At 70.5% G+C, this 13,892-nt stretch carries 14 protein-coding genes; 7 read left to right on the top strand and 7 right to left on the bottom strand.

The genetic code is table 11. From position 1 onward, the window contains the following. Positions 1–33: 33 nt before the first annotated feature. From serA to OG505_RS20380, 5 genes are all read right to left on the bottom strand, one after another. Positions 34–1,632, bottom strand: coding sequence for a phosphoglycerate dehydrogenase (gene serA / locus OG505_RS20360; RefSeq protein ID WP_405426586.1), 1,599 nt, complete (start codon positions 1,630–1,632; stop codon positions 34–36). Positions 1,633–2,062: 430 nt separating this feature from the next. Beyond that, a complete protein-coding gene (ilvC, locus tag OG505_RS20365; RefSeq protein ID WP_405426588.1) occupies positions 2,063–3,076 on the bottom strand; it encodes a ketol-acid reductoisomerase in 1,014 nt (337 codons plus the stop codon). Between the two features lie 57 nt (positions 3,077–3,133). Next, on the bottom strand, positions 3,134–3,649 hold the full coding sequence (gene ilvN, locus OG505_RS20370; RefSeq protein ID WP_196928030.1) for an acetolactate synthase small subunit: 516 nt from the start codon (positions 3,647–3,649) through the stop codon (positions 3,134–3,136). Further along, positions 3,649–5,532, bottom strand: coding sequence for an acetolactate synthase large subunit (locus OG505_RS20375; protein WP_405426590.1), 1,884 nt, complete (start codon positions 5,530–5,532; stop codon positions 3,649–3,651). The genes ilvN and OG505_RS20375 overlap by 1 nt, the downstream gene beginning before the upstream one ends. Before the next feature lie 188 nt (positions 5,533–5,720). After that, positions 5,721–8,075, bottom strand: coding sequence for a putative bifunctional diguanylate cyclase/phosphodiesterase (locus tag OG505_RS20380; protein ID WP_405434616.1), 2,355 nt, complete (start codon positions 8,073–8,075; stop codon positions 5,721–5,723). Between the two features lie 129 nt (positions 8,076–8,204). Here OG505_RS20380 and ilvD point away from each other — a divergent pair, with 129 nt between their 5' ends. After that, complete coding sequence (gene ilvD / locus OG505_RS20385; protein ID WP_405426592.1) at positions 8,205–10,052, top strand: dihydroxy-acid dehydratase; 1,848 nt, start codon at positions 8,205–8,207, stop codon at positions 10,050–10,052. Positions 10,053–10,061: 9 nt separating this feature from the next. Here ilvD and OG505_RS20390 read toward each other — a convergent pair whose 3' ends face one another. Continuing rightward, positions 10,062–10,397, bottom strand: coding sequence for a hypothetical protein (locus OG505_RS20390; protein WP_405426594.1), 336 nt, complete (start codon positions 10,395–10,397; stop codon positions 10,062–10,064). On the opposite strand from OG505_RS20390, the gene OG505_RS20395 reads away from it, so the two are divergent. The 6 genes from OG505_RS20395 (at position 10,387) to OG505_RS20420 (ending at position 12,923) form a co-directional block, all read left to right on the top strand. Then, positions 10,387–10,947 (top strand): DUF5753 domain-containing protein, encoded by a 561-nt coding sequence (locus tag OG505_RS20395; RefSeq protein WP_405426596.1) that lies wholly within the window; start codon positions 10,387–10,389, stop codon positions 10,945–10,947. The genes OG505_RS20390 and OG505_RS20395 overlap by 11 nt on opposite strands. After that, a complete protein-coding gene (locus tag OG505_RS20400) occupies positions 10,940–11,134 on the top strand; it encodes a DUF397 domain-containing protein (RefSeq protein WP_405426597.1) in 195 nt (64 codons plus the stop codon). The genes OG505_RS20395 and OG505_RS20400 overlap by 8 nt, the downstream gene beginning before the upstream one ends. A gap of 87 nt (positions 11,135–11,221) precedes the next feature. Continuing rightward, on the top strand, positions 11,222–11,482 hold the full coding sequence (locus OG505_RS20405) for a hypothetical protein (RefSeq protein WP_405426599.1): 261 nt from the start codon (positions 11,222–11,224) through the stop codon (positions 11,480–11,482). Beyond that, complete coding sequence (locus OG505_RS20410; protein WP_405426601.1) at positions 11,479–12,189, top strand: hypothetical protein; 711 nt, start codon at positions 11,479–11,481, stop codon at positions 12,187–12,189. Before OG505_RS20405 ends, OG505_RS20410 begins: the two co-directional genes overlap by 4 nt. Then, on the top strand, positions 12,137–12,568 hold the full coding sequence (locus tag OG505_RS20415; protein WP_405426603.1) for a hypothetical protein: 432 nt from the start codon (positions 12,137–12,139) through the stop codon (positions 12,566–12,568). Before OG505_RS20410 ends, OG505_RS20415 begins: the two co-directional genes overlap by 53 nt. Positions 12,569–12,659: 91 nt before the next feature. Further along, positions 12,660–12,923 (top strand): hypothetical protein, encoded by a 264-nt coding sequence (locus tag OG505_RS20420; RefSeq protein WP_405426605.1) that lies wholly within the window; start codon positions 12,660–12,662, stop codon positions 12,921–12,923. 284 nt (positions 12,924–13,207) lie between these two features. Here OG505_RS20420 and OG505_RS20425 read toward each other — a convergent pair whose 3' ends face one another. Beyond that, positions 13,208–13,744 (bottom strand): hypothetical protein, encoded by a 537-nt coding sequence (locus tag OG505_RS20425; RefSeq protein ID WP_405426607.1) that lies wholly within the window; start codon positions 13,742–13,744, stop codon positions 13,208–13,210. Between the last annotated feature and the right edge of the window lie 148 nt (positions 13,745–13,892).

The following is a 13,892-nucleotide window of genomic DNA, read 5'->3' on the forward strand; positions in this document are numbered from 1 at the left end:
CCGATCGTGCGCGGCCGGTGGCGTGAGCGCCGACTACTCGTCGCGCAGGTCCGCCGCGCTGGCGGCGGTCGCGCCGATCGAGTCGGCCGCCGAGGTGAGCAGGTCGGCGCCGAGCGCCTGGTCGACGGTGAGCGTCATCAGGGTCTCGCCGCCCGCCTCACGACGGGCCACCTGCATCGCGGCGATGTTGATGCCCGACTCGCCGAGCAGGGTGCCGACGATGCCGACGACGCCCGGCCGGTCGGCGTAGCGCAGGAAGAGCAGGATGCCCTCCGCGGCGATCTCCACGTCGAAACCGTCCACCTCGGTCAGTCGGGGGACGTCGCGGGCGCCCGAGTGGGTGACCGTACCGGAGACGCTTACCGTCCGGCCGTCCGGCAGAGCGCCGCGCACCGTCACGAGGGTGGGCTGGTCGGCCGTCTCGGCCAGGCTTTCCAGCGTGACCTCGACGCCGCGCTCGGCGGCCAGGTGCGGGGCGTTGACGTAGGTGACCTGCTCCTCGACGACGGAGCTGAACAGGCCCTTCGTCGCGGCGAGCTTGAGCACCGACACGTCGTGGCCCACGATCTCGCCGCGCACCTCCACGGCGACGCTGGCGGCGACCCCACCGGCGACGGCGGTGAACGCGCGGCCCAGCTTCTCGGCCAGCGGGAGCAGCGGGCGGACGTCCTCGGCGACCACGCCGCCGGCCTGGACGTTGACCGCGTCCGGGACGAACTCGCCCTGCAACGCCAGCTTCACGCTCTTGGCCACCGCGAGGCCCGCCTTGTCCTGCGCCTCGTGCGTCGAGGCGCCCAGGTGCGGGGTGGCCACCACGTTGTCGAAGGCGAACAGCGGCGAGGAGGTGCACGGCTCCTTGGAGTACACGTCGACGCCGACGCCGGCGACCCGGCCCTCGGCGATGGCGTTCGCGAGCGCCTGCTCGTCCACCAGGCCACCGCGGGCGGCGTTCACGATGCGGACGCCGGGCTTGACGATCGCCAGCTCCTTCTCACCGATCAGGCCGACCGTCTCGGGCGTCTTCGGCAGGTGGATGGAGATGAAGTCGCTCTCGCGCAGCAGCTCGTCCAACCCGACCAGGCGGACGCCGAGCTGCGCCGCACGGGCCGGCTGGATGTACGGGTCGTACGCGATCAGCCGGGTGCCGAAGGCGGCGATACGCTGCGCGAAGAGCACCCCGATACGACCGAGCCCGACCACGCCGACGGTCTTGCCCTGCACCTCGACGCCGGTGTACTTCGACCGCTTCCACTCCCCCGCCTTGAGCGCGGAGCTGGCGCTCGCGGTGTTGCGGGCCACGGCGAGCAGCAGTGCGACGGCCTGCTCGGCGGCGGAGACGATGTTGGAGGTGGGCGCGTTGACGACCATGACGCCCCGCGCGGTGGCGGCCGGCACCTCGACGTTGTCCAGCCCGACGCCGGCCCGGGCGACCACCTTGAGTCGCGGCGCGGCGGCGACCGCCTCGGCGTCGATCTGGGTCGCGCTACGCACGATGACGGCGTCGGCCTCGGAGAGCGCCGAAAGCAGGGCCGGACGGTCGGTGCCGTCGACGTGACGGACGTCGAAGTCGTGAGCGAGCACCTCGATGGCGGCGGGGGCGAGTTCTTCGGCGATCAGTACGACAGGATTCATCGGTCCTCGTAGAGGTCGTGTTTGCGATCGGCCCGGGCGGCGGGGCGCCGCGCTGCGCCCCGCGCTGATCCGTGCCGTGGCCGTCAGGTGCCGGCTCAGCGCACCTACCCGCGATCGTAGGGGCCGCGCTGGCCGGCGTGTTCCGGTCTTCGGGGTGAGTGCCCTCACACGCGCGGTCGAGCGATGGACATCACCCGTTCACCACAGCGAAACCGCCGTCGCGCGCCGTGCGCACGGGTCGGGCCTACCACCGCGGTGAGCGACATACCTCAGAGGAATGAATATGACTCCCAGGTACGGCTCACCAGCGACACCACCACCCGAGGAGGTGCCGAGGCCGCTACCGGCGCACGCACATTGCCGACGGCCCCGGGTCGCGCTGGGGAGAGCGCGGCCCGGGGCCGTCGGGGGCTGTCGTCTGGGCGAGCGGTCAGGCGGTCTCGGTGATCGGACGGTCGACCCAGCTCATCATCCCGCGCAGCTTCTTGCCGGTCTCCTCGATCGGGTGCGCCGCACCCTCGGCCTGCCACTTGGTGAAGTTCGGCCGGCCGGCCTCGTCCTCGGCGACCCACTCACGAGCGAACTCGCCGGACTGGATCTCACCCAGGATCTTGCGCATCTCTTCCTTGACCCGGGAGTCGATGATGCGCGAGCCACGGGACAGGTCGCCGTACTCGGCGGTGTCGGAGATGCTGTAGCGCATCTTCGCGATGCCGCCCTCGTACATGAGGTCGACGATCAGCTTCAGCTCGTGCAGGCACTCGAAGTACGCGACCTCCGGGGCGTAGCCCGCCTCGGTGAGCACCTCGAAACCGGTCTGCACCAGCGCCGAGGCGCCGCCGCAGAGCACCGCCTGCTCGCCGAAGAGGTCGGTCTCGGTCTCCTCGGTGAAGGTGGTCTTGATCGCGCCGGCCCGGGTGCCACCGATCCCCTTGGCGTACGCGAGGGCGAGCGCGAGCGCGTTGCCGCTGGCGTCCTGCTCGACGGCGACGAGACAGGGCACGCCCTTGCCGTCGCTGTACTGGCGGCGGACCAGGTGGCCGGGGCCCTTGGGCGCGACCATCGCCACGTCCACCTCGGCCGGCGGCTTGATCAGGCCGTACCGGATGTTGAAGCCGTGGCCGAAGAAGATCGCCTTGCCCGGGGCGAGGTGCGGGGCGATCGACTCCGCGTAGATCCCGCGCTGGGCGGTGTCCGGCGCGAGCACCATGATCACATCGGCCTCGGCGGCGGCCTGTGCCGGCGTGACGACCCGCAGGCCCTGCTCCTCGGCCTTCGGCCGGCTCTTCGAGCCCTCCGGCAGACCGATCACCACGTCGACGCCGGAGTCGCGCAGCGACAGCGCGTGGGCGTGGCCCTGGCTGCCGTACCCGATCACCGCGACCTTCTTGGCCTGGATCAGGCCGAGGTCGGCATCGTCGTCGTAGTACACCTCAACGCTCATGAGAAACTTCCCTTTCGTACGACGGCCTGAGTGCCCGTCGTGGTCTCTGCGGATGGGTCAGGCGGCGCGCAGCGCGGGGCCGGCGGTGATCGAACGCGAGCCGCGCCCGATGGCCACCAACCCGGACTGGACCATTTCCTTGATGCCGAAGGACTCGAGGTCGCGCAGCAGCGCGTCGAGCTTGTCCGGTGTGCCGGTGGCCTCGATGGTCAGCGTGTCCGGTGCGACGTCGACCACCCGGGCGCGGAACAGGCTGACGGTCTCCAGCACCTGGGACCGCGCGGACCGGTCGGCGCGAACCTTCACCAGCAGCAGCTCGCGGGCAACCGAGACCTGCGGATCCAGCTCAACGATCTTGAGCACGTTGACCAGCTTGTTCAGCTGCTTGGTGACCTGCTCCAGCGGGGACGACTCCGCGTTGACCACGATGGTGATCCGGGAGACGTCCGGGTTCTCGGTCTCGCCGACGGCGAGGCTGTCGATGTTGAACCCGCGCCGGGAGAACAGGCCGGAGACCCGGGCCAGCACGCCGGGCTTGTTCTCCACCAGCACGGACAGCGTGTGCATCGTCATTAAATGTCATCCTCGTCGAAGACCGGGCGGACGCCACGGGCGAACATGATCTCGTCGTTGCTGGTGCCGGCGGCGACCATCGGCCAGACCATCGCGTCCTTGCCGACCACGAAGTCGATCACCACGGGCGCGTCGTTGATCTCCATTGCGGCGGCGATGGTCTTGTCCACGTCAGCCGCGCTCTCGCACCGCAGCCCGACGCAGCCCAGGGCCTCGGCGAGCTTGACGAAGTCCGGGATGCGGTGCTTGTGGGTGCCGAGCTCGGTGTTGGAGTAGCGCTCGTTGTAGAAGAGCGTCTGCCACTGGCGGACCATGCCGAGATTGCCGTTGTTGATGACGGCGATCTTGACCGGGATGCCCTCCAACGCACAGGTGGCCAACTCCTGGTTGGTCATCTGGAAGCAGCCGTCGCCGTCCACCGCCCAGACCACCGTGTCCGGCTTGCCGACCTTGGCGCCCATCGCCGCCGGAACCGCGTAGCCCATCGTGCCGAGGCCGCCGGAATTCAACCAGGTGTGCGGCTTCTCATAGGAGATGAACTGCGACGCCCACATCTGGTGCTGGCCCACCCCGGCCACGAAGATCGCGTCCGAGCCGACGATCTCGCCCAGCCGCTTGATCACGTACTGCGGGGACAGGGTCCCGTCGACCGGCTCGTCGTAGCCCAGCGGGTAGCGGGTGCGCAGGTCGTCCAGCTGCGTCCACCAGTCACCGAGGTCGGCGGTGCGCCCCGCCGACCGCTCGGCGGTGACCGCGGCGATCAGCTCGTCGATGACGTGCTTGGCGTCGCCGACGATCGGCACGTCCACGTGCCGGTTCTTGCCGATCTCGGCGGGGTCGATGTCCGCGTGCACCACAGCCGCGTCCGGGGCGAACGAGTCCAGCTTGCCGGTGACCCGGTCGTCGAAGCGTGCGCCCAGCGCGACGATCAGATCCGCCTTCTGCAGGCCGTAGACCGCGGCGACCGTGCCGTGCATGCCGGGCATCCCCAGGTGCTGCTGATGCGAGTCGGGGAACGCGCCGAGCGCCATCAGCGTGGTGACCACCGGGATGCCGGTCAGCTCGGCCAGCCGGCGCAGCCCGTCGGTGGCACCGGCCTTGAGCACCCCGCCGCCGACGTAGAGCACCGGCCGCCGGGCCGCGGCCATCAACCGCGCCGCCTCCCGGATCTGCTTACCGTGCGGGTGCAGGGTGGGCCGGTAGCCGGGCAGGTCCAGGGTGGGCGGCCAGGAGAAGGTGGTCGACGCCTGGAGCACGTCCTTGGGGATGTCGACCAGCACCGGGCCGGGCCGGCCGGTGCTGGCCAGGTGGAACGCCTCGGCCAGCACCTGCGGGATCTCCTCGGCGGTCTGCACGAGGAAGTTGTGCTTGGTGATCGGCAGCGTGATGCCCTGGATGTCGGCCTCCTGGAAGCCGTCGGTGCCGATCAACGGGCTGGCCACCTGCCCGGTGATCGCCACCATCGCCACCGAGTCCATGTACGCGTCGGCGATCGGCGTCACCAGGTTCGTCGCGCCCGGGCCGGAGGTGGCGATGCAGACGCCGACCTTGCCGGTGGCCTGCGCGTACCCGGTCGCCGCGTGCCCGGCGCCCTGCTCATGGCGGACCAGGATGTGCCGGACGGTGGAGTCGTAGAGCGGGTCGTACGCCGGCAGGATCGCGCCGCCCGGGATGCCGAAGACGACGTCGACGCCGAGCGCCTCCAAAGACCGCACCAGCGAGCTGGCGCCGGAGACCTGGGCCGGCGCGGCTGTCCGTACGGCCGGGACAGCCGGGGTGGCCGCGGCGCGTGCGGCGGCGGGGTCGACGGTGCCGGCCGGGTCGGCGGTCGCGCGGGCCCGCCGGGCGGTGTGGGCGAGGGTCTCGGGCGTGGGTCTCGTCATGGCGGTTCTGGCCTTCGGCTGGATTGGCTGGGGCTTGTTCAGCGATGCGAGGCGGGCGTGGGCCCGTCGCGACAGGTTCCGACGGCAATAAAAACGGCCCTCGTGCAGATGCACGGGGCCAGCGCACTCTCGATGAGGGAGAGTGCGCTCAGGTAAGTACTCGCAGCGACCGGTACGACGACATGCGGCTAAGCCTGACGCATCTCACGCGATGAGTCAACTGATCCCACATGTTGGTTGACGGAGGGCGGCGAGTCGGCCGACGCCGCGCCGTCACCAGGCGGCATGACCTGCCCGGACCCACCGGAAACCCGGCGCGGAGCGGGCAGCGGGGCGGGCCGCGCACCCGGCGAGGTGGCCGCCTCCAGCATCGCCTCCAGGTGCTCGGCGGGCACTCCCCAGCCGAACAGCGCGCCCTGCCCGAACCGGCAGCCCGCGGCGACCACCGCGGCCAGCTCCGTCGGCGTGGTGACCCCCTCGGCGATGACCTCCAGGCCCAACTGGTGGCCCAGCCGCATCACGATGTCGACCATGGGCGCGAACGCCGGACCGTCCTGGCCCACCGGGCGGACCGGCTCGTGCTCGGCGACCAGGCTGTGGTCGATCTTCAGGATGTCGATCGGCAGCCGGCGCAGCTGCCCCAGGGACGAGTAGCCGGCGCCGAAGTCGTCCAGCGCGATCCGTACGCCGGTCAGCCGCAGCGCGGTCAGCCGCCGGATCAGCTCGTCCAGGTCGGTGGCGACCGCGTGCTCGGTGACCTCCAGCACCAGCCGCTGCGGCGGCACGTGGTGGGCGCGCAAGGCCTCGGCGACCTGGACCACGTACTCCGGGGCGTGCAGCTCGCGCGGCGAGACGTTCACCGAGACCCAGACGTCGTGCCCGTCGGTCAGCCAACGGGAGAGCTGGTAGCAGGCCTGGTGCAGCACCCAGGCGCCGAGGGTGGCGATCATCCCGCACTCCTCGGCGAGCGGGATGAACTCGTCCGGGCGGATGTTGCCCAGCTCGGGGTGGTGCCAGCGCAGCAGCGCCTCGGCGCCGACCGGCCGCACCGACGGCAGCGACGCCACCGGCTGGAAGGCCAGCCGCAGCTCGTCGCGCTCGATCGCGCCCCGCAGCTCGTGCTCCAGCGTGGTGCGGCGGCGCAGCAACTGGTCGTACGCGGCGTCGTAGCGCTCGATCCGGTTCTTGCCGCGCTGCTTGGCGTAGCGCAGCGCCAGGTCGGCGTGGCGCAGCAGCAGCTCCACGTCGGGTTCGTCGGCCCACCCGGCCACGCCGATGCTCACGGACAAAAAGACCGGGCCTTCCGGCTGGTCGTACGGCCGGTTGAGCACGCCGAGCAGCCGCTCGGCCACCCGGTCCGCCTCGGTCGGGCGGGCCGGCATGAGCACGGCGAACTCGTCGCCGCCGAGCCGGGCCGCCACGTCACCCGGGCGCAGGTTGCCGCGCAGCCGGCGGCCCACCTCGGCCAACACGGCGTCGCCCACGTCGTGGCCCCGCATGTCGTTGACGTTCTTGAAGCCGTCCAGATCCAGACCGAGCAGCACGCACGGGGTGCCGGCCGCCGCGCCGTCGTGCAGCGCCCGCAGCAGCCCTCGCCGGTTGGCCAGCGACGTCAGCGGGTCGGTGTGCGCCAGCTCACGGAAGTGCGCCTCCCGCTCGGCCAGCCGGCCGGCGTAGTCCCGGACGTCCTTGAGGGTGAGGTACTGCCGGGCCACCAGGGCGAAGCCCTCGACGCTGCCGGCGACGATGGCGGGCGCCGTGAACCGCCCGTCCTGCAGGAGGTGGTACATCGCCGAGGCCGCCATGGCCAGCATCGGTGCGATGGCGTACTCGCCGTCGCGACCGATCAGGTCCAGCTCGACGTGACCGGGCCGGTCGGCCTGGTGGACGGCGAGCGCGGCGGTCAGCAGGCCGGCGGCCAGCACCGCGGCGCCGGCGAGCGCCATGGTCGGCCCCGCCTGGCAGAGCCCGGCGCTGAGGCCCAGCCCGCCGCAGCTCACCGCGCTGATCCCGGCGGTGAGCACGGCCAGCCGCTGACGCGGGGCGGCGGCCCGGAAGACGACGATCACGGCGAGGCCGGCGCCGAGCGCCGCGCTCACCGTCGCCACCAGGATCGCCGGGCAGGCCATCGGTGTGGCGTCGCCGAGCAGCCGGGTCGGCTCGGAGAAGAGCACCCAGCCGACGAACCACAGCGCCGCCGCCATGGTCAGACCGTCCAGGGCGAGCCGGGCGGTCCCCGCGGCGGTGGCGGCGACCCCCGGCAGCCGGAGCAGCCCGGCCGCGAAGGCCAGCCCGCTCACCGCCGTGCCGATCGCCGCCACGGTGGCCCAGCCGGTGCGCTGGCTCTGCTCGTGGGCCCAGTGCTCGTTGGTGGAGAGCACGGCCACCAGACCGACCAGCAGACTGGCCAGGGACGTCCCGGCGGCTGCCGCGAGCAGCAGGTGCGCCGGCCGGCGCGGCCCGCTGCGCCTTCGCGCGACCATGGTCAGCAGCACGGTGGCCGCGGCTGCGACCAGACCGCTCAGCGCCGCGACGGCGACCATGCCCGGGGGGAGATGCACGCCATCAAGAGTGCCGGATGAGCGCACGCCGTGGGAGACCGGATGTGCATCTGTTGGGACACGGCGGATACTCCGGATGCCGGACGCGGCGGCGGTGTCATGCTGGTACGCATGCCTGAGCTGCGATCGAGGACTTCCACACACGGTCGGACGATGGCCGGCGCCCGGGCCCTCTGGCGGGCCACCGGGATGACCGACGACGATTTCGGAAAGCCGATCGTCGCCATCGCCAACAGTTTCACCCAGTTCGTGCCCGGTCACGTCCATCTGAAGGACATGGGCGGTCTGGTCGCCGACGCGGTGGCCGAGGCCGGTGGCGTCGGGCGGGAGTTCAACACGATCGCGGTCGACGACGGCATCGCCATGGGCCACGGCGGCATGCTCTACTCCCTGCCCAGCCGGGAGTTGATCGCCGACGCGGTGGAGTACATGGTCAACGCGCACTGCGCGGACGCCCTGGTCTGCATCTCGAACTGCGACAAGATCACCCCGGGCATGCTGCTGGCCGCGCTGCGCCTCAACATCCCGACCGTCTTCGTCTCCGGCGGCCCGATGGAGGCCGGCAAGACGACGGCGATCGAGGGCGTCGTGCACAGCAAGATCGACCTGATCGACGCGATGATCGCCTCCTCGAACGAGGCGGTCACCGACGACCAGCTCGGCGAGATCGAGCGCTCCGCCTGCCCCACCTGCGGCTCCTGCTCCGGGATGTTCACCGCCAACTCGATGAACTGCCTCACCGAGGCGATCGGGCTCGCCCTGCCCGGCAACGGTTCGACGCTGGCCACCCACGCCGCGCGCCGGTCGCTCTTCGTCGAGGCCGGCCGCACCGTCGTGGACATCGCCAAGCGGTGGTACGACGGCGACGACGACTCGGTGCTTCCCCGTACGGTCGCCTCCAAGGCCGCCTTCGAGAACGCGGTCGCCCTGGACGTGGCGATGGGCGGCTCCACCAACACGGTGCTGCACCTGCTCGCCGCCGCCCGCGAGGCGGAGCTGGACTTCGGTGTCGCCGACATCGACGCCATCTCCCGGCGGGTTCCGTGCCTGGCCAAGGTCGCCCCGAACTCGCCGAAGTACCACATGGAGGACGTGCACCGGGCCGGTGGCATCCCGGCGATCCTCGGCGAGCTGGACCGGGCCGGGCAGCTCAACCGGAACGTGCACGCCGTGCACTCTCCTTCGCTGGCGCAGTGGCTCTCCGACTGGGACGTGCGCGGCGGCTCGCCGACGCCGACGGCGGTCGAGCTGTTCCACGCAGCACCCGGCGGGGTCCGCACCGTCGAGCCCTTCTCCACCACCAACCGCTGGTCGACGCTGGACACCGACGCGACCGAGGGCTGCATCCGCGACCGCGAGCACGCGTACTCCGCCGACGGCGGCCTCGCCATCCTGCACGGCAACCTGGCCCCGGACGGCTGCGTCGTGAAGACCGCCGGCGTGCCGGACGACTGTCTGACCTTCCGCGGCCCGGCGAAGGTCTACGAGTCGCAGGACGACGCGGTCACCGCGATCCTCGCCAAGGAGGTCGTCGCCGGCGACGTCGTCGTGATCCGCTACGAGGGCCCGAAGGGTGGCCCCGGCATGCAGGAGATGCTCTACCCCACCTCGTTCCTCAAGGGTCGCGGGCTGGGCCGCTCCTGCGCGCTGCTCACCGACGGCCGTTTCTCCGGCGGCACGTCCGGCCTCTCCATCGGGCACGCCTCCCCCGAGGCTGCCTCCGGCGGGCTGATCGCCCTGGTCCGCGAGGGCGACGAGATCGTCATCGACATCCCGGGCCGGTCGATCTCCCTCAACGTGCCCGAGGACGAGCTGGAGGCACGCCGGGTGGCCGAGGAGAAGCGCGACAAGCCGTACACGCCCGTGGACCGGCAGCGGCCGGTGTCGGCGGCGCTGCGCGCGTACGCCTCGATGGCCACCTCGGCCAGCGACGGCGCCTACCGCCGCGTCCCGGAGTAGCCCCCGCGTTCACTGCCGGCGCTTGATCAACACGACTTCGGCGATATCGGGGTATCCCATCGACCCGGATACCCCGATATCAGCGATCTCGTGTCGATCAAGGCCGCCGGGCACGACCTGGTGGGACACGACCGCGCCGATGTCCAGGTTGGCGACGGTGACCACGAGCTGCGCCCGCCGCCGGCCGAGACGGTGGCAGCGATAGCAGGGGTACGCGACGCTGCCCGCCCCCCGACACTGCTCGCAGCGCCGGTACGCCTCCCGGCGCGGCCCGAGCGTGTCGGCGTCGGCGAGGAACCGGTCGCCGTAGGTGGTGCACTGGCACGGCTCCAGCGTGAAGGTCATCCCGTTCTTCAAGAACAGTCTCGTGCCGGGCATTCTGCAGAGCCGCGACTACGCCCGAGGCATCTACCGCATCGATCAGCCCGACATGAGCGAGGACGACCGCGAGCGCGCGGTCGAGCTTCGCCTGCAACGACAGTCCCTGCTGACCCGCCGCCTGCCGAAGGCCCCGCAGGTGCAGGTGGTGCTCTGCGAGTCGGTGCTCCTCAGACCGGTCAGCGACTCGGCAACCATGGCAGGGCAACTCCGCCACCTACTGACGACGACCAGCATGCCGAACATCTCTGTCCGGGTGCTGCCCCTCATCGCCGGGCCGCACCACGGCACCGTTGCTGGAGAGTTCGTGCTCCTCGACTTTCCGCCTGGCAATCGGAGTACACCCGAGCCGCCAGTGGTCTACAGCGAGGCGATCACCGGTGCCCTTTACCTCGACCGCCCCAACGAGTTCGCGACCTACGAGAAGGTCTGGTCGAGCCTGCTGTCACTCGCCCTCGATGAGGGACAATCGTTTCAACTGATCAACAAGATCATCGGGGAGGTTCACCATGGTTGACCTGACGGGCGCATCCTGGCGCAAGAGCACCCGCAGCGCGGGCAATGGCGGCGAGTGTGTCGAGGTCGCCGACAACCTGCCCAACGTCGTCGCCGTCCGCGACAGCAAGGACCCGCAGGGCCCGGCTCTCATCTTTAGCCCCAACGCCTGGGCCACCTTCGTGCGAACGACCCACATCGCCCGCTGATGCTTTGGAGGGTGTCTCGGGGTCGCCTGGGACACCCACCCGTCACGGGGGCTGCGCTCGATGACCGGGGTCGGCTAACGTGCGGCAGTGACCATCGGCGATGTCAAGGTGACGATCCGGAAGGGCGATCAAGCGCTCGACGACGCACAGATGAGCATCGAGAAGGCCAACGCCAGGCTCGCCGATGCGTCGGCGCTGGCAATTGCCACCCTGCATGACAGTAAACGCGGCGAGGCGCAGGAGTCCCGCACAGCACTCCGTGAAGCTGCGGACGAGGTCGAGTTGGTGCTTCGCCGAATCAAGGCGGCCAAGGATCACGCTGCCGCCTACCTCGCCATCATCGGGTGAGCGGAAGCCTCGGCGATGTCGTCGCCCAACTACGTAGCGCCATCGACACCCTCCACAGCGCCGCGGTTGTCGCGCGACGCGCTCAGGCTGACGCGGAAGAAGCCAACGCGCACTACACCCAGGGAGCGCAGGGCAGCGGTCATCCCGAACTCACCGGCGCTGTGGCAGAAAGCAAAACTGCCGCTGAGAAAGCCGGCAGACTCGCCCGCCTGATCAGCGAGGCGGCTGACCGCGTAGGTGCCTATTCCAACGCGGTCGCTCCCGGCTCTGCCCTGAACACGCGACCATCAGACTCAGCCACACCGTCCGGTGAGGATCTACTCGCCGAGACAGTCGAGCGTGAATCCGCACGGAAGAACGTCGCCTCCTTCCTGAGTACGATGACCAGGAAGGCTGAGGACGTCCAGGACAACACCCAGAAGTCGGTGGCGGCGGCCAGGGAAGCGTTCACGATCATCCGAGGCCCACAGGGGCCGTCCGGGGCTCAGCAAGCCGGCACCACAGCCCCGACGGTCGGCCCTACGTTAGGTCAACGCCTCATCAACGAAGCACCGGACGCGGCGGGCCATCTCGTCGTGGTGGGGCTGGTGGCCAGCATCGCCGTCCACCGTTCTGTTCAGTCGATCCGCAAGGGAATAGCGAGGTTACGAGATCGTGAGCGTACGGACCGAGTTCGGCGACCTGATTCGCGCGATGGCACGGCGTGACTGGGGCACGGTGGACCAACTCCTGGACGGGTTGGAGGCTTCCGGATGGCACGGCGGAAATCAGGTGATCGGCGCGGCGTTCGCCATCGCGATCAACGAACGCTTCACCACTGCCCACTCCCCCACCGACGTGGCCCGCTTCGTTAACGAGACGCGCTCGCAGTTCCCCGGCGCGGAGTCGCTGCCCACTCTGGAGATGGAAGGGCTCGTCCGTGCGGCCCTCGGTGAGGTCGGGCTGATCGACAATCTCAGCCCCGAGACCGCCCTCCAAATGCAGATCGTCTTCCTCGGCAAGCTGCTTCAGGACAGTGATCCCACTGAGTTGCAGCTTGAAGAGTTCATCGCCGACGTGGAACGGACGGCCGCCGAGTACCTGTAGCCAGCGGGGCTGCGTACCACCCCCATCTCCGATAGTGTCCGTCCGACCACGCAAACGTGAACTCGTTGCGCGATCGTAAGACGGGGGCGGCATGGCCAGCATCGAGGAAGTCAAGGCGGCGTTGATGCAGGCCGCCGAGCAGGGCAATGCCACGATCAGTCAGATCCGGGCCGCCGCCGAGAACACCGAACAGATGCTGGCCCGACTGCGGGCCATTGCCGCCGGCACCGGCCATCCGACGATCGCCGAAGCCATCGCCCGAGGCGAACAGAGCAAGCAGCGCCTGGCCGAAGCAATGACCCTCGTGCAGGGCAGCTCGGAGGCGGCACGTCGCTACATCAGCGTCCTCGGCTGAGCACCGACCACCACGATGAGCGTTGGCGAGGTCGAGGCTTAGTTTCCGCTTCGCCAATCCGCCCGGTGTCGGCGGCCCTGCACGCGTACACCTCAATGGCCACCTCAGCCAGCGACAGCGCTTACCGTCGCGTCCCGGAGTAACGATCCGCGCCCGCGGCCCCTCGGGTGCCCTGGTCGGTCAGGTGCTGGCCGCCGTCCACGCCTGACCCGCCGCGCGCTGTGACGAGCGGTGGGCCTGGAGGAGGCCTTCATCTCCGTTCAGGTCCGCCGCTCGTGCCAGCCTCAGTAGGCGACCAGGGCGATGAGCAGCGAGGACACCGCGGAGATCAGGAGCACGCCGCCGGTGCCGAGCCCGACCACCGCACTCACCGCCACGGCGCGGGCCCGGGCCACCGGGACCGCCGCGACCGCCACCACGGTGACCAGCGCGGCGACCACATGAATCAGTGGGTAGTCGATCAGCGCCGCCACCGGGAAGAGGTGCACGCCCACGACAAGGGCAATCCAGGGGGCGGTCAGCTCAGGGCGCTTCAGCAGGGCGAGCAGCCCGGCGCCGACGGCGGCAGCGCCGAACTCGACGCCGACGACGATGCCGAAGGTCGGGCTGGTGTCGGCGTCGAACGCCGTACCGTCCGACCAGTGACGCCAGGCGAGGAGGCCGCCGGCCGCCGCCGTGAGTAGCGAGAGAACCGAACCGGCGATCAGCACCGGCCGCCACGGCTTCGGGGGCGCTTCCTGGGCCCAGCCGAACCAGGTGGTGGCGAAGAACCCGAAGACGAACGCCGTCGCCGCCGCGTCTCGGACATGTTCGGTGATCATTTGCGCTCCCCGGGGTGCCGCCTGGGCTCGACGTCTGTCTTCGCCTCTTCGGTCGGCCGCGCTGTGAAGCGACGGCCACGGCGGTAGATCATGCCGCAGCGGGGCGGGCCGCCCTACCCGCACCGGCCCTGGGCGCACTTCTCAACCG

This window comes from Micromonospora sp. NBC_00617 (assembly GCF_045161355.1).
Lineage (GTDB): Bacteria > Actinomycetota > Actinomycetes > Mycobacteriales > Micromonosporaceae > Micromonospora.